Origin of the sequence: Escherichia sp. MOD1-EC5950, from assembly GCF_002965345.1 — a bacterium.
GTDB lineage: Bacteria > Pseudomonadota > Gammaproteobacteria > Enterobacterales > Enterobacteriaceae > Escherichia > Escherichia marmotae.
This window is the reverse complement of record NZ_PTSR01000004.1, coordinates 1-23,108: the sequence shown is the minus strand read 5'-3', so window position 1 is coordinate 23,108 and position 23,108 is coordinate 1. Positions and strand designations below refer to the sequence as shown.

The window sequence follows — 23,108 nt, the reverse complement described above, 5'->3', positions numbered from 1 at the left end:
CGATGCGCAAGCTTATCGTGCCTACACATTCTCTCTGCACACGCAGGCTGGATAAGATGCGCCAGCATCACATTCGGCAAAAAAATGGGCAAGGTGTCACCACCCTGCCCATTTTGTTTAAAACCGAAAAGATTACTTCGCGTTGTAATTACGCAGCGCATTACGTCCCAGCACAATCCCCGCGCCAACCATACCGCCCAGCAGCACAGCCAGAATCAGAGTGATAGCCTTTTTCGGGCTATCGCGACGCACAGGTAACGTCGGTTTCATAACATAGCGATAAGCATGAATATCAAGATCATCAGCCTTCAGACTTTCAATATCCAGCAGGTTTTGACGAGTCTGATAGTAACCAGGCGAGAAAACCAGCGGACGGGTCGCCTCGTGCTTAATCATCGACTCCAGCGCTTCGCTCCCCAACAGGAACATCGTATCTTGCGTCACGTCCTGCGTCTGTTGAATCTGCGGCTTTGCGACCTGCGCCTGATTCGCATACTGCAACGCTTCCTGAATCTGACGGATACGCAGATCTTTCTGCTCCTGTGCCACCACTTCCTGCGTTTTCAAAGAATCCTGCAAGTTTTTCACACTCAGTGCGATGTTGTCTTTCAGGTCTTTTTCCAGCTCTTCATTCACCTGTTCATCAACTTGCTGAATATATTGAGCTAGCTGTTTCTGCGCACCTTCAGGCGTTTGCCCGACATAAGAAACAATCAGGGGTAATGGCTGGTTTTTAACAGAAGGTTCGATAGTCAGTTTTTCGGGTTGTTCCTGATTATCCAGCGTTTCTGCTAATGCAGAAAATGTCGTACTGAAACGACCAACTAACGTCGCCTGGATATCAGACACTTTCGGCGCAGCCGTACCATAAATCACATTCATGGCATTGTTATAACCCGCGATTTGTCCCACATCAGGTTGAGTAACGATAGCTGTGGAAGTCCATTTTTCTTTGGCAACGGCCAGATACCCTATTGCCAGGGCAATCGCTACAATGACAGAGATGATGATAGTCATCTTGCCACGCCACAACTGCACCAGTAAATCAATCAAATCAATCTGTTCCGGGTCATGGTTTTGCCCAGGAATATTATTATTTTCAACTCTCATCATTACCCTAACTGACGGAAAATTTCAGGTTCGCGCATAGTGTAGCGATAATCCTCATGAATGCTATAGGATAAGTGATAAAAATAATGAATTATTACGTGGGTAACAAAAGACAATCAGGGCGAAAATCGCCCTGATTACAGAAGGTTAGTCGCTGCCAAACAAATCGCGGGTGTAGACCTTGTCTGCCACATCCTTAAGCTCTTCTGCCATTCGGTTGGAAATAATGACGTCGGCTTGTTGTTTGAAGGTGGCGAGATCACGTTCCAGGCGAGAGTTGAAGAATGAGTCTTCTTTCATCACCGGCTCATAAATGATCACTTCCACACCTTTCGCCTTGATACGCTTCATAATCCCCTGAATGGAAGATGCGCGGAAGTTATCTGAACCGCTCTTCATAATCAGACGATATATTCCCACTACTTTAGGTTTACGCGACAAGATAGCATCCGCAATAAAGTCCTTACGCGTGCGGTTAGCATCAACAATTGCCGAGATCAGGTTATTCGGCACAGACTGGTAGTTCGCCAGTAACTGTTTAGTATCTTTCGGCAGACAATAACCACCATAACCAAATGACGGATTGTTATAGTGATTACCTATGCGCGGGTCGAGACAAACGCCTTCGATAATCTGACGCGTATTCAGACCTAAACTTTCTGCATAGCTATCCAGCTCGTTAAAGTACGCCACACGCATTGCCAGGTAGGTATTAGCGAAAAGTTTAATCGCTTCTGCTTCAGTGGAGTCGGTAAACAGAGTCGGGATATTTTGCTTAATGGCCCCTTCCTGTAATAACGCAGCAAAACGTTCTGCACGTTCTGAACGCTCACCGATGACAATACGAGACGGATGGAGATTATCGTAAAGGGCTTTACCTTCCCGGAGGAATTCTGGGGAGAAAATGATGTTCTCAGTATTGAATTTTTTTTGCATCGTGACCGTAAAACCTACCGGAACCGTGGACTTGATAACCATTACTGCACAAGGGTGTATTTCTGTAACATCTTTAATGACAGATTCTACGCTAGATGTATTGAAATAATTGGTTTTAGGATCATAATCAGTCGGGGTTGCGATGATTACGTAATCAGCATTCCGGTAGGCTTCTTTTTTATCTAATGTGGCATTAAAACGTATTTTGTCTGATTGCAAAAATTGCTGAATTTCTTTATCAACAATAGGAGATATCTTATCATTCAGCATAGCAACGCGTGACGGTAAAATATCTAATGCCACAACCTCATGATTTTGTGCGATTAGAAGCCCGTTTGACAAGCCTACATAGCCAGTACCGGAAATGGTGATTTTCATTTCATGCTCTCAGAATTAACTTAACTGTGAATCATGATGTTTTTAGCATCCTGATAAGAGTTAAAAGTTTTAACGCTACGATGATGACTGGTCAACGCAACGAAAAACAATTCAGATTTTCTTTATGAGAATAGCTGCCATTTATTAAGTTAGTATTAAGCAATGAAATTAAATCAATGAGATTGATAGCAAAAAAAAACCGGCGATTAGTGAACTACACCCCAAAAGTTGGACACCCAACTGAGTAAGGTGCAGTTTATGAAGCCGAAGTATTCACTTAAATTTCGTCATTCGGTCGTCAAGTTTTATCTTGAAGGAAATGGAGCCAGAAAAACTGGCAAGAAATTTGACGTTTGCCGGGATACCGTCAGCCAATGGGTTGCTTCCTATGAGCAGCATGGAATCGATGGTATAACTTGGAAAAGTGACAACCATCCCCCTGAATTTAAGCTCTCCATCGTCCAGCTCATGCTTAAGGAAGGCCTCACCGTTCGTGAAGCCACTGCTCGTTTCAATATCTCCGATAAAAGCGTAGTAAGGCGCTGGCTCCGGGTGTATAACGCCTCAGGCGCTGAAGGCTTATTGAAACTAAAACGAGGTCGTGAGAAATCCTTGAATAAACAGAAAGATTCTCAGGAATCACAGGAAGTGACGGTTCGGTCTTTGGAAGAGCTTACTCCGGAGGAATTACGTAAAGAGCTACGTTATCTCCGGGCTGAGAACGCCTATCTAAAAAAGCTGAAAGTCTTAGTTCAAAGCAAAAAGCCAGAGAAAAAGCGCAAATAATCAATGAACTAAGGCAAGAGCATTGTCTGGGCGATTTGCTACGTGTAGCAAAAATGCCGCGTAGTACCTGGTATCATAATTTCAACAGGCTTAAGTGCCCTGATCCCTATGCTGACTTAAAAAAACAAATTAGTGAGATTTATCAGTATCACAAAGGCCGGTATGGCTATCGCCGGATCACGGTGTCACTGCGAAGAACAGGCCTCAGGATTAATCATAAAGTCGTGCAAAGACTGATGGAAGAGCTAAACCTTGAGGCCCTTATCAGAGTGAAAAAATATCGCTCATGGAAAGGAAATGTGGGTAAAACTGCACCAAACCTTCTCCAGCGTGACTTTAACGCTGAAAAAGCTAACGAAAAATGGGTTACCGACGTAACGGAGTTCGCAGTTGAAGGGAAGAAGCTTTATCTTTCGCCTGTACTGGATCTTTATAACAGAGAGATAATCGCCTACAACCTGTCCGAGAGGCCCAGAATGCAGATGATTAATGCGATGCTTGAACAGGCCATGTCGAAGCTTGGGCAAAATGATAAGCCTATTCTGCACTCAGACCAGGGGTGGCAGTACCAGATGAAACCATATCAGAATATTTTGGAGTCAAATGGGGTAGTTCAAAGCATGTCTCGTAAAGGAAACTGTCTGGATAATGCCGTGATGGAGGGATTCTTCGGAATGCTCAAGTCAGAATGTTATTACCTGAATGAATTTAAAAGTACAAAAGAGCTTCGAAGAGCAGTCGAGGAGTATATCGATTACTACAACAATGAGCGGATTAGCTCAAGGTTAAAGGGCCTGAGCCCGGTAGAATACCGGGCTCAGGCACTGCTAGCCGTCTAACAAATAACTGTCCAACTTTCGGGGGGCAGTTCATAGATGCCGGGTCTTAGTATATTGATAATTAAATCAGATTAATCCAGCCATTCGGTATGGAACACACCTTCTTTATCAATGCGCTTATAAGTATGCGCACCGAAATAGTCACGCTGTGCCTGGATCAGGTTCGCTGGCAGCACTGCGGCACGATAGCTGTCATAGTAAGCAACCGCTGCAGAGAAGGTTGGTACTGGAATGCCGTTCTGCACTGCATAAGCAACAACATCACGCAGGGCTTGCTGGTAGTCGTCGGCAATTTTCTTAAAATACGGGGCTAACAGCAGGTTAGCGATCTGCGGATTTTCGGCATATGCATCGGTGATTTTCTGCAGGAACTGCGCACGGATGATGCAGCCAGCACGGAAAATCTTCGCGATTTCGCCGTAGTTCAGATCCCAGTTGTACTCTTCAGACGCGGCACGCAGTTGAGAGAAGCCCTGAGCGTAAGAAACAATTTTGCCCAGATACAGCGCACGGCGAACTTTCTCGATGAATTCAGCTTTGTTACCTGCTGGCTGTGCTTGTGGGCCAGACAGTACTTTAGACGCGGCAACGCGCTGCTCTTTCAGAGAAGAGATATAACGTGCAAACACTGATTCAGTGATCAGCGACAGAGGCTCACCGAGATCCAGTGCACTCTGGCTGGTCCACTTACCAGTACCTTTGTTTGCTGCTTCATCCAGGATCACATCAACCAGGTAGTTACCGTCTTCATCTTTTTTGGTGAAGATGTCTTTAGTGATGTCGATCAGGTAGCTGCTCAGTTCACCGTTATTCCACTCGGTAAAGGTCTGCGCCAGTTCTTCGTTGGAGAGATTCAGGCCACCTTTCAGCAGAGAATAGGCTTCAGCAATAAGTTGCATATCACCGTATTCAATACCGTTGTGAACCATCTTCACATAGTGACCTGCGCCATCGGCACCAATATAGGTAACGCACGGTTCACCATCTTCAGCCACGGCGGCGATTTTGGTAAGGATTGGCGCAACCAGTTCATAGGCTTCCTTCTGCCCACCCGGCATAATGGAAGGACCTTTCAACGCGCCCTCTTCACCACCGGAAACACCCGTACCGATGAAGTTAAATCCTTCTGCGGAAAGCTCACGGTTGCGACGAATGGTGTCCTGGAAGAAGGTGTTACCACCATCAATAATGATGTCACCTTTATCGAGGTATGGCTTGAGGGAATCAATAGCAGCATCCGTGCCTGCACCTGCTTTCACCATTAACAGGATGCGACGAGGCGTTTCAAGAGATTCAACAAACTCTTTCACCGTATAGTAAGGAACCAGTTTCTTGCCTGGATTTTCAGCAATCACTTCTTCCGTCTTTTCACGGGAACGGTTGAAAATAGAGACGGTATAACCACGGCTTTCGATGTTGAGCGCAAGGTTGCGTCCCATCACTGCCATACCGACTACGCCGATCTGTTGCTTTGACATTGTTTACTCCTGTCAGGGGTTACTGCGAACTTGCACGCAGGTTTGTATGAAGCTTATGGTAACTCAGGTTGGAAAAGTATTATATTTTTGCTGGCGCTAATCAATTCAGTTTTTCCTGGATATTTTATAACCATCAGGATTGTTTCGTTGCCAATTCCAAGCATCGCGAACCATCTCATCTAATCCCAAACGGGCTTTCCATCCAAGTTCAAGATATGCTTTAGATGGGTCGGACCAACATTCGGCAATGTCCCCTGCTCGCCGCTCAACCAATACATACGGTATATTAACAGAAGTTACACGTTGAAAAGCAGTCAAAAGTTCAAGAACCGAATAACCTTGTCCTGTACCTAAATTATAAATCTTATAATTGTCACCTTCATCTCGGTGCTTCAAGGCGGCTACATGACCATTTGCGAGATCCATGACATGAATAAAATCCCTTACTCCTGTACCATCTTTAGTTTCATAATCATTACCATAGATGGATAATTGTTTATATTTACCACTTGCAACTGAACATATATAAGGCATCAAATTATTTGGAATACCGTTAGGGTCTTCTCCAATTTTTCCGGAAGGATGTGCGCCAACAGGATTAAAATAACGTAAAATTGTTGTTCTAAAAGCAGGATATGCAAATGAAACGTCGTGTAATATATTCTCAACCATAAGTTTTGACGTCCCATAAGGATTAGTAGTACCACCTACAGGGAATGTCTCTTTTACGGGCATTTTCTCTGGAGTACCGTATACAGTGGCTGAGGAACTAAATATTAGATTTTTAATATTATTACTAATCATCTCCTCAATAAGAACAAGAGTACCGTACACATTATTATCGTAGTAGTCTATTGGTGAATGAATTGAATCGTTTACTGATTTTAAACCAGCAAAGTGAATAATATCTGTTATGCTGTTTTCAGTAAAAATGGATCTTAAAATAGCACGGTCACGAATATCCCCATTAATGATAGATATATCACTACCAGTAATTTCTTTAACGCGACGCAAAGATTCAATTGAAGAATTCTGGAAATTATCAAGCACTATTACTTCATATTGTTCTTTCAGAAGCATTAATACAGTATGTGAGCCAATATATCCAGCACCACCCGTAACTAATATAGTCATAAACATCATCCTCATTTAATTGAAGTAACAAGTCTAAAAATTAGAACATTATTAATGTTTAGGCAACTCAATGATTCTTATGAAATTATGATATTAACTAGAGAATTAGCAGTTTCACTTTCATTAAATTTAGACAATGCAAATCTTCGACTATTTAATCCCATAGTAACAATAAGCTCACGTTCTTGAATAAATGACTCCATAGCTAAAGCAATTTTTTTCGCATCCCATGGAGGTACCAGATATCCATTATATCCATCAATTACTGTTTCTCGACAACCAGGCACATCTGTCGTAATAATCGCACGACCTATTGCCATTGCTTCCTGAGTACTTTTGGGGACACCTTCTCGATAAGAAGGTAATACAAAGACGCTAATACCATCCAAATATCTTTTTATGTAAGAGCACGGTCCTAAAAATTCAACATGCCCTTCTGCTTTCCAATTTTCAATTTGTGAAGCATCAATCCCACCAGGATTATCATCAAAATCACCAGCTATACTAAATCGGACCATTGGAAATTTTTTCTTTATTATTTTAGCCGCTTCAACAAATTCACAGACTCCCTTCTCTCTCAATAACCTCGCCACCATTCCAAAATGGATCTCCCCACTAAGAGGTGGATGATAGCTAAATTCATTGAGATTTACACCTATCCCACCAATAACTCTATAGGCTTTGATTTTAATATTATTTTTTACAACCAAGTCAAGATAGTCATCATTATTAAGAAAAAGAACTTTCGTCGCAAACGGTAATGTTACCTTATATAAAAAACATTGAATTTTTCTCAAGACTATTTTTTTTAAAGAGTCTTTATCTTTATTTTGTGTAAAACAAAAACCCAACCCCTCCAATAAAGCGTAACGTTTTTTTACGCCAGCAATCATAGCAGCAAGAGTACCATATATGACTGGTTTGGGGAAAAAGCAAAGAACAGAGTCAGGATTGATTTCTTTTATTTTCTTTGCTAGCAAAAAAGTATTAAAAAAATCAGATAAGGGATTAATACCAGATCGTGAAAAAGAATAGGATAAGGGTATTGCACCTATTTTTTTAATTTTTTTAAAGTTCCCTTCATCATTATCCATCGTAAGTGTATAAACTTTAATATTTTTTGATATCAAGTTTTCAATAACAGCCTTTCTGAACAAAATAATAGTACTAGATTGATTACCTATTAAAAGTACTTTCATTTTAAGAAACCTTATAATATAACTGCATCTCATTTTTTAAATCATAACTTGATTATGCTTTATTCAGAAACGATGAAACAAACAAAATAACAGCCATATTTTATTTTGATTATAGACGGTGCAACAAATAATACACAGGCGCACTTACGATTAATTTATTAAATGCAATGAATTTAGATTGAGCGGTGTATTATATTGAAGCATACAATCTCATCCATTCATCCTCGACAATATCTATTGAGAACATTGTTAAAACAAATTCTCTATTTCTAAGCATTATTTCCATTTTAATTTCTTTATCATACTCCATAACTTCATTAATTTTCTTTGCCAACGACTGAGAGTCTGAAACTGGTACAATATAATTCATATCACCAACTACTTCAGCGACACCTCCGGCATTAGTTGCAACAACCAAACGCTGACAAGACATAGCCTCAGCTACTACCAAACCAAAACCTTCCCACTTTGACGACGAAACATAAAGATCACATGCAGAATAATAAGCGGCGACGTTAGCGATACTGCCTAGCAATTTCACTCTTTTTTCAAGACCATAATTTAGAATCGTACGTTCTACTTCACTTCTGGCCTCACCATCACCTATTATGACTAATTTATATCTTTCAGGTAGCTCTAATAACGCTTTTAATAAGTTTGGATAATCTTTTGCATCAGTAAGTCGGCCTACTGACAGTATAAGGCTATCATCATTATTGATATTTAAAATGTGTCTTATTTTATCTCTTTGTAAAGGATCATATTTAAATAGCTCAGTGTCAATTCCATTATAAACGGGAATTGACTTCGATTTTCTAAAGGCTTTTTTCTTGATAAAAACATCAAGTGCTTCTTTACTAACATTAGTTGTAACATCACATAAAAAATCAGTTAATCTATAAACGAGCATCCTAATATGCCCACCTTCATTTTTACTATGTGCTGTACATACTAATTTGTATTTATTACAGGTAAATATCTTTGCAAGTCTAGCAACGATATTTGCATGGAACATATGTCCATGAACAATATCTGGCTTGAAAAAATCAATTATTTTTGCAAGACTGAGAACTGCATTTAGTAATCCAAGCGGATTTTTTTTCATATGCAAATTATGAATTCTAATATTTTTATTCAATGGAGTAACATTGACATTTCCATTCAGCACAACAATATTAACTTCATTATTTTGCACGGAAAATTTATCAGCTAACAAACATATTTGTTTTTCAGCTCCACCTAATCCCAGTCCTGTAATAACAAAAATAATTCTTTTACTCATAAATAATCCACGCTGCCCTGTATTCCTTTAAAGTATTTATCGTATGCATTTGTTCTAAGGTAATCATCATCAAATGTGTTAAACAATTGTAAATTCATATTGTTAAACCCAACAGGAGCTTGCTCATTTCTAAAGTAGGATGCAAGATTCAATAGCAGCATTACATTAACGAAGACAGCCAATGCTAATGTGTTGAAATTTTTAATTGCAAATACCCTAGGTGCCTTATTATTTAATGAGTGGCAGTATATATAAATACCAACAAAATAAAAATAAAAACATACCCGAGCTAGAAAAGTAATCGTTCCACTGAACAGATGAATAACAGAGCCAACGAAAATAATTCGCATCAATATATTTATATTCATCTGTTTATTAATTACATTTCTATAATGTATATAAAATATAACAAATAAAGCATCAAGAATATTTAACCACCCAAAATTTAAGCCAACTGGATTTTGTCGCAAATAATAATCAATTTTAGCAAAAACAAAACTTATAGCAGCAAGAGATGATATGGCTGAATAAATTGCCATCATAAATAGCACAATACTTGAAATTGAGAATACTGTAATTATGATAAAAGTAGTTACATTTCTAAAAGAGATTAACAAAATTGTCGGTAAAATTATTATTGCCGACACATGAAAAGTTGACGCTATTATAACCAACGTACATAATGCTGTTATATTTTTATCCTGATTGTATTTAAGTATTGCGTAGAATATTATTATACATGCTAATAATTGACGTAACTGCTCTAAAAAAAGGTTGTAGCCAAATAACAACAAAAGACATCCCCAAAATAATGGTTCATTAGCTTTATACTTTTTTAATATTAAGGATAGTAATGCAAAACAGATCAGATAGTAGAACAGGATGGCCAATCCAAAATTATCGTCTGAAATAATAAGCAATAGTTTTAAAGTAATAACAAACCCAAACTCAAACGAGGTAAATACCCCCCCCCCTTCCATGAATCTTAGATAATAAACACTCCAATCCACACCATTTGTATAATATGATACAAAACATACACTGAAAAATATTATGAATAATACACGGAATACAACCTGGGCTTGGTGACTAAATCGTTGCCAACACAGCGATATGAAAAATAATGGCATAGCGATTGATAATATAAACATTATTTTATTACTCTTTCATATAGTAAAATTAATAGATTCAAGGGGTTTATTATTTTAAAATACCTATAAAACCGTATTCTTTTTACTACGCAGTAGAGGTTGAATTTATGATGAAGGTAAGCCAGATAACGACCATTTTTTTTTCGATAATAATTTAAACGACAGAGATCATTAAGAAGAACATCATTGACTTTAATGTTAGTAAGCGAGGTGATTTGAGACTCATGGAGTCGATATAATACCGTTGTATAATCAAAAAATAGCGTGTTTATATCATTATTAATCATTTTTAACCATAGAGGAAGATCTTCTAAAAGTTTATATGAAGTATCAAACCCATTAAAATGATTTTTATTTATAAAAGCACAAGGAGCCACATTATTAAAGTGAATCATAGCCATTGCCTTCTTTAATCGTGATGGTGGCATTTGGCATATAGTTCTCGTCCATGAAGATGGATATCGAATACTTACATTTACAGAGCGTCCAAAGGTTTGAAAATAAGTAAACACTGCACCTATATTATCCCAATCCGAATATTTTTCCAATCTCTTTACGAATTCAGATATTGCTTCAGGAAGAAGAATATCATCTGAACCAATACATTTAACCCATGCACCATTAATATATGGAAGAGCATTATTAAGGTTTGCAGGAATTCCTTTATTTCTTTCGTTTTCGATCAATATACATCTAATTTTAGGGAATGTACTTTTCTTTTCTTTACACCATTGTTTTATAATTTCTACGCTATTATCACTAGAATAATCATCTACTATAATAATCTCTATATTTTGATATTGTTGGTTAATACATGACTCTAATGTCTCTCGTATGTAATCTTTTGAGTTATATGATGCCACAATAATTGTAATTAATGGATTTTTCATATTTAGCTAACAAGTTTAGATATTATATATAATTGAACTTTCGATTTAAAATGTAGGTTGATATTTTTCTTACTGTTTATTTTTTTTATATTTTGCATTCCTTTTATTATTGCTTCGCGCCACTTTTCTTTTGTTTCATCACTGAATTTTTTCTTCCATTTTTGATAACGAACAAATACTCCCCATATAGTACTAACAAGGAGTTTATCGGCTTCATTTAAACAGTCAAAACCACTACACTTTATTTCTGCGTCTATATATTCTCTTAAATAAAATGCATTATTTATAACTTTATAATAGCTTTCATTTATTCTTCTTGTTGTTGAATCCATATTATGTACAAAATAATATCTCCCGGATGATAAATAGATGTTTTTAGATAAACCAAAACAAATCCTTGAAATCACCTCATCATTATTTATATAATTTTCTTTATTTTGATTATATTTATAATATATACCATAGGCTTTTTGAATCAATTCCCTTTTATAGATACCAAACCCATGTAATCCCCAACATGAAATACAATTAGCAAGAGCTTCTTCTCCAAATATTAATTTGGATGTCGAATAAGGGACGAATATTTCATTACTATCGTGATTTAAGTCTTTAGCATATACTAGTTCAAATAGCGAGATGTCGATGCCTTCATTATCCAACATTGGAGCCAATGCTTTTTCAAGAGCATCTGGACTTAGAGTATCATCACTATCTATAAATGCAATATAGTTACTTTGGATAGAGTTGATGGCATTCTCCCTTGCTCGAGCAGCCCCCATATTATTTTGCTGTATTAAGCTTAAACTATATGATAATGGTTTATGTTCTTTCACAAGAGAAGCAGTCCTGTCTTTTGAACCATCATCAATAACAATAACATTAAACCCAGTTAAAGACTGACATTCAAGAGATTGCAGGATATTAATAATATTCTTTTCTTCATTATAAACAGGGATAATAATACTTAGACTATCTGAAGATATTATCATTCGTTAAAGGACCTTTTTAGTTAAATGCCAATAATAAATAATACACACCACTACAAAATACAATGCATAAGTAATGCTGTAGGCAATGCTAACACTATTTAGTCCAAATTTTGTTATCAACAACTTAACCATAACAGGAAAAATTATTGAAAATATAACTTCCAGCATAGCATTTATTTTAAAATATCCCTTCGCTAACAATATAGTGGCAAATAGCCAACTACAAATCCTCAAGAAATCCCCAATGTTTTGAAACAAAAAAAGCTCTCGAGCACGTATAAAGTCAGCCGTAAACAGGATGCTAATTATAAAATCTTTCAAGACGTAGATGGTTAAAGCCATAATTAACGCGAGCGGTACGACAATACAAGCCCCCGTCTTTAAAAGTGTTATATATTCGCTATATTTTTTTGCTGCTGCAGTTTTTGGAAAATAGTAGACTGTTAATGCCGTAGTGAGAACAGCCAGATAAGCCTCTGAAATTTTATTTACAGCTTGCCAATATCCTGCATCTGCTAAAGAAAAATTATTAGTGAGAATAGTTCGAACAACTATCATCGAAACCGGGCCTGTTAATGCTCCAATCACCCCCATGTAAAAGTAATTTTTCATCTGGGTGATATTATCCCGAGGAGTATGCCCCACCCAATATTTAAATTTAAACCATGGCCTTTTAATTATGATTGTAATAAGCCAGATACCTGCAACTGCATTATTCAATGAAGCAGATATCAATGCACCTTTGAGGCCAAAGAAATAAACTAACCCAACCATAGATAACAAGGATGAGGATATTGCTAAAATATTTGCGAGGAAAAACCTATTATATTCATTCAGCCCATTTAGAACCCCTAAAAATATATTGTTTACTATGTTAAGTGGAAGAGCGCATAGTGCAATTATAATTAGCCAATACAAATCCGTTTGATGAAATAAATATTCTGATATCTTACTAGAAAAAAGCACACCTATGCTTATAATAAAGCAGCAGGCTATAAAGGATAACTTAATTGATGCACGCCAATAAAAACATGCTTTTTCATAATTACTTTGATTCTCTGCAGAATATCGATTAACCCCCTGTGAAACTTGTGACGAAATGAATCCATTTATAAACGCCACGAAATTTTGCAATTGTCCTAAATTTGCTATCCCAATAGGACCAGTATAGATTGCTACAACTTTTGAAATAAGAAGACCACAAATCAGCCTAAAGCATGTTACCACACCACTGAGTATTGTAACTTTTGCGAAATTTAGTTTTTCCATCTATTAATCGCTTCGATTACCATGTTGATATCTTCGATACTCATTGTTGGATCCATTGGCAACGATAATACTTCTTTATGTATTTTCTCTGTTATCGGGAGAGATAACCAATTGTATTCTTTATATGCTTCTTGATTATGAGGAGCTACAGGATAATGCACTAATGTAGTAATGCCTGCAGATTTCAAATGCTTTTGCAAAGAGTCTCGCTCTAAAGTTCGGATAACAAAAAGATGCCATACATGAGATACTTCGTCACCAGCAATTACAGGCAGTGAAATAAATGGATTATTTATTTCATCAATATATTTTTTAGCTATTGCACGTCTTAATTCATTTTCCCTATCAAGATATTTTAGCTTGACGTTTAAAAATGCCGCTTGCATTTCATCCAGTCGACTATTTAATCCTTGATATTTATTTTTATATTTCTCATGAGAACCATAGTTTCTAATGGCTCTCAAAACATCTGCAAGTTGATCATCACTTGTTGTTATCGCACCAGCATCACCTAAAGCGCCAAGATTTTTTCCCGGATAGAAACTGAATCCTGCTGCATGCCCCCAACTGCCAGCTTTGCGTCCATTGATTGAGGAGCCATGGGCTTGAGCGCAATCCTCTAATACTAATAAATCAAACTCTGATGCAATCTCCATAATTTCTGCCATTGGAGATATTTGTCCATACAAGTGTACTGGCAAAATTGCTTTTGTTTTACCTGTGATTACTTTACGAATTCCGCTTGCACTTAAATTAAATGTTAAAGGATCTGGTTCAGTCAATACAGGCACTAGATTATTTTCAGTTATTGCCAATACTGACGCAATATATGTATTGGCAGGTACAATAACTTCATCCCCATCATTTAATTTCCCCATTTCTTTCCAAGCACGAAGAACAAGGATAAGTGCATCTAAACCGTTAGCAACGCCAATAACGTGCTTTACCCCACACCAATTTGCAAATTCGTTCTCAAATTCCTTTAATTCTGCCCCCATTATATACCATCCAGAATCAATAACTCTGGAACAGGCATCTTTTAATTCCATTTCATATTGCGCATTTATTCTTTTTAAATTTAAAAAGTCAACCATTATCTGTTCCCCTCAAATATATTTACTATATTTTTCTTTTAAGTTAATAAAGTTTTCCATATAAAATTCAAAGTGATAATTCACTTCATCCTCTTTTATTATCGTAGCTCCTATTTTTTGATGAAATGCTATTACTTCTTTATTTTTCCTATCAACTTGAAAATATGAAAATTTATATTTTTTATGTATAAAACCAAATTTGTATATTAGATATGCGCTTTCTATTGCAGAGCTTTTCATTTTATCTTCATTTAGAATCCAACTCCCCCAACAAAAACCATCATCTTTTGTAATATCATAAAGTCTTATTGTTCCAATTTTTTTATCATTATCAGTCCTTTTTATAATAAAATAAAACTCTTCATTATTTTCTTCTCTTTTCTTATAATCTTCAATCCATCTAGCCTGATCAATAACCGTCCCATTAATTGTAGAAATATGCTTACTGAGACGAGAATCAATGCGAAGTGAATAAATAAACTCTGCGTCACTTATTTCAACTGGAATTAATTCTGTATTTTTTGTGCAAAGCAACAAATTACGCATTAGTTATCTCCCGGATAAAATCAGCATAATTACGAATATAATCACTTTCATCGTAAAAGTCATCAGCCAACACCATTAAAACACAATCTGATGAATAATCGTACATTTCATGCCAAACCATTGGCTCTATAATTAATCCTACGGTAGGTGAATCTAATGTAACATGCTCTACCGTCTTACCGTCATCAAGCAAAAACTTGCAAGATCCTTTAACAGGGATTGCTATTTGTGTAAGTGTTTTATGTGCGTGATATCCCCGCCTTACATCAAATCCCGTATCAAACATGTAGTAAACTCGTTTAATTTCAATTGGGATATTTTTATTTTGCTCAACAACAATAAGAGCGCCTCTGTGATCGCCTTTCTTATCTAACTGTATAAGCTTCACTTTATTATTCATGCGATTTTATCAACCTTAGTAAATATTGTCCGTAGTGATTTTTTTTCAAAAATTCACCTTTAGCATTTAATTCATCATGGTTTAACCAGCCATTTCGCCATGCAATCTCCTCCGGACAGGCAACCATCATCCCTTGCCTTTTTTGGACTGTTTCTACAAAACCTCCAGCTTCAATCAAACTGTCATGTGTACCGGTATCCAGCCATGCAAAACCACGGCCTAGCAATTCAACAGTTAAATTATTATTTTTGAGATAAACTTCATTAACTGCTGTAATTTCTAATTCACCACGTTTAGAGGGTTTAATACTCTTTGCAATATCGATAACGTTATTGTCATAAAAATACAATCCCGTGACAGCCCAATTTGATTTTGGATTAGCAGGTTTTTCTTCAATACTTAAAGCTTTAAAATTTCTATCAAACTCCACCACTCCAAATCTCTCAGGATCCATTACTTGATATCCAAAGACCGTGGCACCTGATGTTCTTTCTGCTGCATCCCGGAGCTTTGGTGTAAAACCTTGTCCAAAAAAGATGTTATCTCCAAGCACAAGGCATACTGTGTCATCTCCAATAAAGTTTTCACCAATAATAAATGCTTGGGCTAAACCATCAGGGCTTGGCTGAACTGCATATGTCAGATTAATGCCAAATTGACTTCCATTCCCAAGTAATCTTATGAACCCCTGCTGATCTTCCGGCGTTGTAATAATAAGGATATCTTGTATACCTGCTAGCATCAAAACCGATAATGGATAATAAATCATCGGCTTATCATAAATGGGTAATAGCTGCTTTGAAACCCCCATTGTAATTGGATAAAGCCTTGTTCCAGAGCCACCGGCTAAAATAATTCCTTTCATTTAACTAACCCCAAACGCTCACGTTGATAAGAACCATCTTGAACTCGTCGGCACCAATCATTATTATTCAAATACCAGTTAATTGTTTTACGAATCCCACTCTCAAACGTTTCTTGCGGTTTCCAGCCCAATTCGCGGCTAATTTTATCGGCATCAATGGCATAACGGCGATCATGTCCCGGGCGGTCAGCGACATAAGTAATTTGCTCACGATAAGATTTTTCTTTCGGTACAATTTCATCCAACAAATCACAAATCGTGAGCACTACATCGATATTTTTCTTTTCGTTGTGTCCACCAATGTTATAAGTTTCACCCGCTTTACCTTCGGTTACGACGGTATATAACGCACGAGCATGATCCTCTACATACAACCAGTCGCGAATTTGATCCCCTTTACCATAAATAGGTAATGCCTTACCTTCCAGCGCATTAAGAATGACCAACGGAATCAATTTTTCTGGAAAGTGATAAGGACCGTAGTTATTCGAGCAGTTAGTCACAATGGTCGGCAAACCATAGGTGCGTTTCCACGCGCGGACTAAATGATCGCTGGATGCTTTGGATGCGGAATAAGGACTGCTTGGCGCGTAAGCTGTCGTCTCAGTAAATAAGGGTAATTCTTCTGTATTATTTACTTCATCAGGATGAGGTAAATCACCATAGACTTCATCAGTAGAAATATGATGGAAGCGGAAATTGTTTTTCTTTTCATCATCCAATGCAGACCAGTAATTACGAGCTGCTTCTAAAAGGACGTAAGTCCCCACAATATTGGTTTCAATAAAGGCTGCCGGGCCAGTTATTGAACGGTCAACGTGGCTCTCTGCCGCCAGGTGCATCACCGCGTCTGGCTGATGCTGTGAAAAAATACGAGCCATTGCTACGGCATCGCAGATGTCTGCATGCTCAAATGAATAACGTTCAGAATCAGAAACTTCAGCGAGTGATTCCAGGTTTCCGGCGTAAGTTAATTTATCGACATTAACAACACTGTCCTGCGTATTATTTATAATGTGACGAACTACAGCAGAACCAATAAATCCTGCGCCACCAGTAACGAGTATCTTCACTTTTTTATTCCATATTACTTCAGAGCATACTGTGAAATAAGCGGCTCTCAGTTTGATTAATAGAGGTATTAATGCACGCTACCGCCCCTGGCTTTACAGCTACCAGAGCACTGCATACATGCCTACGATGTGACGAGCGTTACCCACTCGCGCTAAACCCGAAAAATTCAAACGCTAATTGTCTTACCAATCAGCCCAGGAAACAAGGAAAATCCTGGAAAAGTTTGACTAAAATCCTATTGCTAACTCATTGTTATTCTGAAAGTTTATAAAGCAATAACGGCAGGAAGATTCGCAACAAATTACTTTCGCCACGAATCTTCACTGCCGTTATGATTTTCTTATTAACCGTTACATCCGGTCAGATTTTCATTATTCGCTTAACAGCTTCTCAATACCTTTGCGGAACTTCGCCCCTTCTTTCAGGTTACGCAGCCCATACTTCACAAACGCCTGCATATAGCCCATTTTTTTACCGCAGTCGTAGCTGTCACCGGTCATTAACATGGCATCAACGGCTTGTTTTTTAGCCAGTTCAGCAATGGCATCTGTCAACTGTATACGTCCCCATGCACCTGGCTGAGTGCGTTCCAGTTCAGGCCAAATGTCGGCAGAAAGCACATAACGACCAACAGCCATTATGTCTGAGTCCAGCGTCTGCGGCTGATCCGGTTTTTCAATAAATTCAACAATACGGCTAACTTTGCCTTCACGGTCCAGCGGCTCTTTGGTCTGGATGACGGAGTATTCAGAGAGGTCGCCCGGCATACGTTTTGCCAGTACCTGGCTGCGGCCCGTTTCGTTAAAGCGCGCAATCATGGCAGCAAGGTTGTAACGCAGCGGATCGGCGCTGGCGTCGTCAATAACAACGTCTGGCAACACTACGACAAACGGATTGTCGCCAATGGCAGGTCGCGCGCACAAAATGGAGTGGCCTAAACCTAAAGGTTCACCCTGACGCACGTTCATAATGGTCACGCCCGGCGGGCAGATAGACTGTACTTCCGCCAGTAGTTGACGCTTCACGCGCAGTTCAAGGAGAGATTCTAATTCATATGAGGTGTCGAAGTGGTTTTCGACCGCGTTCTTGGACGCATGAGTTACCAGGAGGATTTCTTTGATCCCTGCAGCCACAATCTCGTCAACAATGTACTGAATCATTGGCTTGTCGACGATCGGTAGCATCTCTTTGGGAATCGCCTTAGTGGCAGGCAACATATGCATCCCAAGACCCGCTACAGGAATAACTGCTTTTAAATTCGTCATTATTTCATCCACCTGTAAAATGGTTGCTGAATTATAGCTTGTTCGATTTTTTTCGCCAGCATCAATTACCCTGAACTGATGACTGATTTACTTCCGATGTTACGCCGCTTCGCTCAGGATTGCAGTAGCGTTATTCTTAAGTATGGCTCCATTTTTCCAGGAATGGTCGCAATTCTACTTCCCCCGTTCCGGCAATCGAAAGTTAATCTTTTCCACATTAACAATGTGGTAATTAATCCTGTCGATATCGACTGAACTTTGTCCTTTTTCATTCACCGAATGAACATTTGCCAGTGACAGTAAGGTCTCGTTCTTTGCCATAAATGTGCCACGAACGTCTTTACGCAAGTCGAAGTTCATGGTCAATGCTGGCCCCACAGAGGATTCCTGCATCACTTTGATATTTCGCATAAAAAGATGTTGCGGTTTGTTGTGCAGTTCCAGCGACGCACACTTCATTTCAATGTTGGTCAGCGCCACAAAAGAAGTTGCATTGCCTGCCGAAATTTGTATTCCGCGCAATTTCCAGGCAAGGTGAGTATTATCAAGGTGAATATTATTCAGTTTGAAATTTTGCGGTATGGAGAGATACCTGCCTTTAATGACACCGTAGCCGATTAACATTCCGGCACTATTAACCATTTCTATCTGGTCAATAACAAAGTTATCACATCCATATATCGCAACTGTGGCATTATCAATACCCGCTTTCTTACTGAAATCCGGCGTAATATTACGCGCTTTGATATTACGGATAATGAAATGCTTGCCATTTTCAACATGAATTAGTTGCCGACAATCAGAGCCAGTGATATTCGCTACGACAAAGTTTTTCACTGCCTGGTCTTCCGGATAGTTGTTATCGTAAGTACTTCCCGCAAGGCCTATGCCAATACCCCAGTTGATTTTGCCATTAGTACAGTTGATGCGTTCTATTACGTGGTCGGAAATTAAAATATCGCGGTCGTTAATCGCCACATTCCATTCGATGGCGTCGCCCTGTAAATCGCTGAACTTACAATGGGTGATGTTGGCACCGATAATCTGGTTATGAAATCCCTGGCGTAAGATGGCGTAGTTGGCGTGGCTGACCGTGAGGTTGTCAATGACCAGATTGCGCATGACCCGCTTGTTTTTGCCGCCAATATAGATCTGCGTCACCGGGCCAAAACCGCTCATCGCCAGGTCTTTAATGACGCAATCAGAACCGCGCACATCCAGGGTGATGTTATGCATACTACCGCCCTTCCCCCCTGTCACCTGGCTGCCGTCCTGTAAGACAAATCGCCCTCTGCCGTTGCCGCGCAGGCTACCGAGGATGTGTAACGTTTTACCGGGAGGGATGAAGATGCCGGTGTTGATGTTGTCGCAAACAAATCCGCCAGGCACAACGACCGTTTGCCCTTCGCTGAAAGCCTGTTTAAACGAGGCTATCCAGTCTTTGGAATTGTAGTCATTGATGTTAACGCTTTGTCGGGCGGGAATTGCACGGGCAAAAGGAGTATGGAGGAAAGCAAGCGCGGATCCTGCCGTCAGGAAGGTGCGTCGGGAGAGTTTTTTAAATGGCATACGTTCTCCTCTATAAAGCCTGCAACAAGCTGGCGAGTTCTCGGTTAATCACCTGCTGGTTAAAATCGTGTTCGACTTTTTCGCGCGCGCGTTTGACTACCGGAGCCAGTTTGTCGGCGTCCAGTTGGCTAAACGCCGCCAGTCGTTGCGCCAGTGCGCGAGCATCGTTCTCAGGCACCAGCCAGCCGGATTTATCGGCCTCCACCAGTTCCGGTATTCCGCTATGCAGAGTAGAAACCACCGGAATGCCAACGGCCATCGCTTCCATTAGCGCCACCGGAATACCTTCCATATCGCCGTCCGCGCCCGTAACCGATGGCAGCAGGAAGACATCCGCGTCGTCGAGCATCGCCTTCACTTCGTGGCTCGGTTTAAACCCCGGCATCTCCACCATATCTTCCAGTTGATACTGTTCGATGAGCGTGCGTAAACGCCGCTCCCACGGGCCGATGCCGAGGATGCGATAGCGAAACGCCACACCCTGCTCTTTCAACTGACGGCAGGCTTCGATCGCCACATGCAGGCCTTTTTTCTCGGTTAAGCGTGCGACGGAAATGATTTCCAGCGGCGTTGCGGGTGCTTTCACCGGACGCGGGCTAAAGCGCGTCATGTCCACGCCCATGCGCGATACGGCGATTTTTTCTCTGGGGCAGCCCATTTTTTGCAGCCTTCCGGCCCACAGTTCGCTTATCGGTAACATCAGCTCGCCACGGCGAAACAGTTGTTGATATTCGGGGGTGTAGTGGTTGAGCACTTCCCGACTGGAGATATCAATGCCGTGGAAGATAGTAGCGATTTTGCCGCGAATGACACCCAGTTCACGCAATTTGGCTGCGGTTACCCCCGCAGGGCCAAAATGAGCGATGAACACATCGGCGCGAAACGGTGTTGCAACCCGGCCGCAAATGGCAGACAAAATCAGGTTCCGCGACTCGGCACCATAGCGTTTGAGGTTGAGCGCCTGCCAGGTGTTTTTACGATGAATGCCGCGTAAGGTCTGGCTGGCACGATGGCGTAGTTTCGCTACTTTGCCCTGAGGTTCGTCCTGTAACCAGCGAGTTTTAGCGGCAAGGTTGTATTGCGTCCATGCCGCATGGGTGTTTTGCGTATCGCCTTTTTGCAGCGCGACAATCTCCACCTCAAAGCCCATATCAATAAACGCAGTAATTTGGTTGAGGACGAAGGTTTCCGACGACAGCGGGAATTTCAGTAAAAAGAAGCCAACCTTCATTTCGCCTCCCCGATGCGTTCCAGTACAGACTGCACCATCTGCATTCCCGTCTGACGTTCGCGACTGACGGCTTCGCTAAGTCGCGCGTTCAGCGCCGGAAGCTGGCCTAAGGTATCCGCAACCATCGCTTGCAGGCTGCCGTCTAATAAATGACGAATATCCATCGCCATCTCCGGCAGCCCCAGTTGTTGCATAATCCCGGCGGATTTATGTTCGTAGTTGATAGCAATTGCCGGAGTGGCAAAGTTCATAGAGATAATGGCGGAGTGCAGGCGCGTACCGACAGTGAGTTCACAGGCAGCGAGAATTTTGCCCATTTCCAGATCGTTAAGTTCATCCATCACCACGTGGTAACGGGAAGGATCGCTGATGTGCTGGCGCAGGTTGAGCGCCACCATGCGGTCATCTTTGTTGTAGCTGTCGATGCCCGTACAGGTGGAAAGCGCAATGACCTGATACCCTTCGTCGAGAATGCGATTGACCACCCCGGCAAAGGCTTGTTCATACGCTTGTTGAGTAGTGCCGAGGCGTCTATCGAACGGTGCCAGTTCGCGCAGAGTAATTGCCACGGTTTTCTGTTGGGATGCGACGCCCAGCCAGTGTTGGACGGCGTAGCTGGCGGTGTAATCTTCAGTGTGATGATCGACCAGCCAGGCGGTATCGACGCCGTGTTCGACTTTTGCGGTAGTGATATTGCTGCGTTTCATCAGCTCAAGGCTGACCGATTCGCGCAGGATCAATGCATCGCAGTGACCAAAAACGTAGTTAGCCAGTTGGTTAAATTGCTCATCCTGGAACGGGCCGACGCTGTGACCAATCATAAACAGCGGCTTTTTCGCCATAAAGGTGCACAGAGCGTGTTCAAATTGCGGTACGCCGTAGAGATCGACAAAAAACGAACCGCCGACCTGAATAATGGCGTCGTAACCTGAAAGCAAGCGCACGAAGTCGGTAAATCCCTGGGCGATGGCAATATTACGCAGCTTGCCGGTGTCGGTGACGCGAGAGAGCAATACCTGGTGTTGGTAGCGGCGACGGAGGACTTTTTTTACGCGCCCGACAACGCCCGCCGCGCTGTTGTGTTGTTTCATTTGCAGGAACAGCGGATCGCCCATTACCGGGCGATTAAGCAGCCAGGAAGAACTGACCGGATAGCGGCTCATCACGTCCACTTCTGCGTGTGGATTGAGGATGTTGATGGCATCAAGTAAGCCACGCAAGATGGCGCTGTCGCCGCGGTTGCCGCAAGTGTGGTTGCCCAGAATAAGTAATTTCATTTTTTCCTCATAAATTTGATGCCAGGTGAGGTTGTGTTCGTTGCCGCTTTTTGCCTGATGCGACGCTGACGCGTCTTATCAGGCCTACAAGATCCGGGCACTGAACCGTAGGCCGGATAAGGCGTTTTACGCCGCATCCGGCATTCAACGCCTGATGCGACGCTGGCGCGTATTATCAGGCCTGCAAAATCCGGGCACTGAACCGTAGGCCAGATAAGGCGTTTTACGCCGCATCCGGCATTCAACGCCTGATGCGACGCTGACGCGTATTATCAGGCCTACAAGATCCGGGCACTGAACCGTAGGCCGGATAAGGCGTTTTACGCCGCATCCGGCATTCAACGCC

20 protein-coding genes are annotated in these 23,108 nt (G+C 40.7%); 1 reads left to right on the top strand and 19 read right to left on the bottom strand.

The window, feature by feature from the left end; translation table 11 throughout:
• Window positions 1-132 precede the first annotated feature (132 nt).
• Window positions 133-1,110: an LPS O-antigen chain length determinant protein WzzB gene (gene wzzB / locus BEA93_RS06780; RefSeq protein ID WP_016248873.1), complete on the bottom strand. Its 978-nt coding sequence runs from the start codon at window positions 1,108-1,110 to the stop codon at window positions 133-135.
• A 147-nt stretch (window positions 1,111-1,257) separates the two neighbouring features.
• Entirely contained in the window at window positions 1,258-2,424 is a 1,167-nt protein-coding gene (gene ugd / locus BEA93_RS06775; protein WP_061090446.1) for a UDP-glucose 6-dehydrogenase, read from the bottom strand.
• Window positions 2,425-2,682: 258 nt separating this feature from the next.
• On the opposite strand from ugd, the gene BEA93_RS06770 reads away from it, so the two are divergent.
• Window positions 2,683-4,049 (top strand): IS3 family transposase gene (locus BEA93_RS06770; RefSeq protein ID WP_411161994.1). Its coding sequence is split into 2 segments (ribosomal slippage): window positions 2,683-3,169 and window positions 3,169-4,049, totalling 1,368 coding nucleotides; the frame shifts between segments, so codons are not numbered across the junction.
• 71 nt (window positions 4,050-4,120) lie between these two features.
• Here the strand turns inward: BEA93_RS06770 and gndA are convergent.
• The 17 genes from gndA to wcaK form a co-directional block, all read right to left on the bottom strand.
• On the bottom strand, window positions 4,121-5,527 hold the full coding sequence (gndA, locus tag BEA93_RS06765) for an NADP-dependent phosphogluconate dehydrogenase (RefSeq protein WP_016262107.1): 1,407 nt from the start codon (window positions 5,525-5,527) through the stop codon (window positions 4,121-4,123).
• A gap of 105 nt (window positions 5,528-5,632) precedes the next feature.
• A complete protein-coding gene (gene galE, locus BEA93_RS06760) occupies window positions 5,633-6,661 on the bottom strand; it encodes a UDP-glucose 4-epimerase GalE (RefSeq protein ID WP_016248876.1) in 1,029 nt (342 codons plus the stop codon).
• A 77-nt stretch (window positions 6,662-6,738) separates the two neighbouring features.
• The gene (locus BEA93_RS06755; RefSeq protein ID WP_016248877.1) at window positions 6,739-7,860 is read right to left on the bottom strand and encodes a glycosyltransferase family 4 protein; all 1,122 of its coding nucleotides are present in this window, start codon (window positions 7,858-7,860) and stop codon (window positions 6,739-6,741) included.
• A 190-nt stretch (window positions 7,861-8,050) separates the two neighbouring features.
• Complete coding sequence (locus tag BEA93_RS06750; RefSeq protein ID WP_016248878.1) at window positions 8,051-9,142, bottom strand: glycosyltransferase; 1,092 nt, start codon at window positions 9,140-9,142, stop codon at window positions 8,051-8,053.
• On the bottom strand, window positions 9,139-10,293 hold the full coding sequence (locus tag BEA93_RS06745; RefSeq protein ID WP_016248879.1) for an EpsG family protein: 1,155 nt from the start codon (window positions 10,291-10,293) through the stop codon (window positions 9,139-9,141). The genes BEA93_RS06750 and BEA93_RS06745 overlap by 4 nt, the downstream gene beginning before the upstream one ends.
• A complete protein-coding gene (locus BEA93_RS06740; RefSeq protein WP_016248880.1) occupies window positions 10,293-11,183 on the bottom strand; it encodes a glycosyltransferase family 2 protein in 891 nt (296 codons plus the stop codon). Before BEA93_RS06740 ends, BEA93_RS06745 begins: the two co-directional genes overlap by 1 nt.
• 2 nt (window positions 11,184-11,185) lie before the next feature.
• Window positions 11,186-12,172: a glycosyltransferase family 2 protein gene (locus BEA93_RS06735; RefSeq protein WP_016248881.1), complete on the bottom strand. Its 987-nt coding sequence runs from the start codon at window positions 12,170-12,172 to the stop codon at window positions 11,186-11,188.
• 3 nt (window positions 12,173-12,175) lie between these two features.
• Window positions 12,176-13,441: an O-antigen translocase gene (locus BEA93_RS06730; protein WP_016248882.1), complete on the bottom strand. Its 1,266-nt coding sequence runs from the start codon at window positions 13,439-13,441 to the stop codon at window positions 12,176-12,178.
• Entirely contained in the window at window positions 13,429-14,535 is a 1,107-nt protein-coding gene (locus BEA93_RS06725) for a DegT/DnrJ/EryC1/StrS family aminotransferase (protein WP_016248883.1), read from the bottom strand. The genes BEA93_RS06730 and BEA93_RS06725 overlap by 13 nt, the downstream gene beginning before the upstream one ends.
• Window positions 14,536-14,547: 12 nt before the next feature.
• Complete coding sequence (locus BEA93_RS06720; protein WP_016248884.1) at window positions 14,548-15,081, bottom strand: GNAT family N-acetyltransferase; 534 nt, start codon at window positions 15,079-15,081, stop codon at window positions 14,548-14,550.
• Window positions 15,074-15,481 (bottom strand): sugar 3,4-ketoisomerase, encoded by a 408-nt coding sequence (locus BEA93_RS06715; protein WP_105224934.1) that lies wholly within the window; start codon window positions 15,479-15,481, stop codon window positions 15,074-15,076. Before BEA93_RS06715 ends, BEA93_RS06720 begins: the two co-directional genes overlap by 8 nt.
• Window positions 15,474-16,346 (bottom strand): glucose-1-phosphate thymidylyltransferase RfbA, encoded by an 873-nt coding sequence (gene rfbA / locus BEA93_RS06710; RefSeq protein ID WP_016248886.1) that lies wholly within the window; start codon window positions 16,344-16,346, stop codon window positions 15,474-15,476. Before rfbA ends, BEA93_RS06715 begins: the two co-directional genes overlap by 8 nt.
• Window positions 16,343-17,419, bottom strand: coding sequence for a dTDP-glucose 4,6-dehydratase (gene rfbB / locus BEA93_RS06705; RefSeq protein ID WP_016248887.1), 1,077 nt, complete (start codon window positions 17,417-17,419; stop codon window positions 16,343-16,345). Before rfbB ends, rfbA begins: the two co-directional genes overlap by 4 nt.
• 372 nt (window positions 17,420-17,791) lie before the next feature.
• Window positions 17,792-18,685 carry a UTP--glucose-1-phosphate uridylyltransferase GalF gene (gene galF, locus BEA93_RS06695; protein WP_016248888.1) on the bottom strand — a complete coding sequence of 298 codons (894 nt, stop codon included), beginning with the start codon at window positions 18,683-18,685 and terminating at the stop codon, window positions 17,792-17,794.
• Window positions 18,686-18,859: 174 nt separating this feature from the next.
• Entirely contained in the window at window positions 18,860-20,254 is a 1,395-nt protein-coding gene (gene wcaM, locus BEA93_RS06690; protein WP_061090441.1) for a colanic acid biosynthesis protein WcaM, read from the bottom strand.
• A gap of 10 nt (window positions 20,255-20,264) precedes the next feature.
• A complete protein-coding gene (gene wcaL / locus BEA93_RS06685) occupies window positions 20,265-21,485 on the bottom strand; it encodes a colanic acid biosynthesis glycosyltransferase WcaL (RefSeq protein WP_105224935.1) in 1,221 nt (406 codons plus the stop codon).
• Window positions 21,482-22,762: a colanic acid biosynthesis pyruvyl transferase WcaK gene (gene wcaK / locus BEA93_RS06680; RefSeq protein ID WP_105224936.1), complete on the bottom strand. Its 1,281-nt coding sequence runs from the start codon at window positions 22,760-22,762 to the stop codon at window positions 21,482-21,484. Before wcaK ends, wcaL begins: the two co-directional genes overlap by 4 nt.
• Window positions 22,763-23,108 lie beyond the last annotated feature (346 nt).

Bases quoted from the DNA above. Each gene is read 5' to 3' on its own strand.
- wzzB (WP_016248873.1), bottom strand. From the start codon at position 1,110: ATGAGAGTTGAAAATAATAATATTCCTGGGCAAAACCATGACCCGGAA.
- ugd (WP_061090446.1), bottom strand. From the start codon at position 2,424: ATGAAAATCACCATTTCCGGTACTGGCTATGTAGGCTTGTCAAACGGG.
- gndA (WP_016262107.1), bottom strand. From the start codon at position 5,527: ATGTCAAAGCAACAGATCGGCGTAGTCGGTATGGCAGTGATGGGACGC.
- galE (WP_016248876.1), bottom strand. From the start codon at position 6,661: ATGACTATATTAGTTACGGGTGGTGCTGGATATATTGGCTCACATACT.
- BEA93_RS06755 (WP_016248877.1), bottom strand. From the start codon at position 7,860: ATGAAAGTACTTTTAATAGGTAATCAATCTAGTACTATTATTTTGTTC.
- BEA93_RS06750 (WP_016248878.1), bottom strand. From the start codon at position 9,142: ATGAGTAAAAGAATTATTTTTGTTATTACAGGACTGGGATTAGGTGGA.
- BEA93_RS06745 (WP_016248879.1), bottom strand. From the start codon at position 10,293: ATGTTTATATTATCAATCGCTATGCCATTATTTTTCATATCGCTGTGT.
- BEA93_RS06740 (WP_016248880.1), bottom strand. From the start codon at position 11,183: ATGAAAAATCCATTAATTACAATTATTGTGGCATCATATAACTCAAAA.
- BEA93_RS06735 (WP_016248881.1), bottom strand. From the start codon at position 12,172: ATGATAATATCTTCAGATAGTCTAAGTATTATTATCCCTGTTTATAAT.
- BEA93_RS06730 (WP_016248882.1), bottom strand. From the start codon at position 13,441: ATGGAAAAACTAAATTTCGCAAAAGTTACAATACTCAGTGGTGTGGTA.
- BEA93_RS06725 (WP_016248883.1), bottom strand. From the start codon at position 14,535: ATGGTTGACTTTTTAAATTTAAAAAGAATAAATGCGCAATATGAAATG.
- BEA93_RS06720 (WP_016248884.1), bottom strand. From the start codon at position 15,081: ATGCGTAATTTGTTGCTTTGCACAAAAAATACAGAATTAATTCCAGTT.
- BEA93_RS06715 (WP_105224934.1), bottom strand. From the start codon at position 15,481: ATGAATAATAAAGTGAAGCTTATACAGTTAGATAAGAAAGGCGATCAC.
- rfbA (WP_016248886.1), bottom strand. From the start codon at position 16,346: ATGAAAGGAATTATTTTAGCCGGTGGCTCTGGAACAAGGCTTTATCCA.
- galF (WP_016248888.1), bottom strand. From the start codon at position 18,685: ATGACGAATTTAAAAGCAGTTATTCCTGTAGCGGGTCTTGGGATGCAT.
- wcaM (WP_061090441.1), bottom strand. From the start codon at position 20,254: ATGCCATTTAAAAAACTCTCCCGACGCACCTTCCTGACGGCAGGATCC.
- wcaL (WP_105224935.1), bottom strand. From the start codon at position 21,485: ATGAAGGTTGGCTTCTTTTTACTGAAATTCCCGCTGTCGTCGGAAACC.
- wcaK (WP_105224936.1), bottom strand. From the start codon at position 22,762: ATGAAATTACTTATTCTGGGCAACCACACTTGCGGCAACCGCGGCGAC.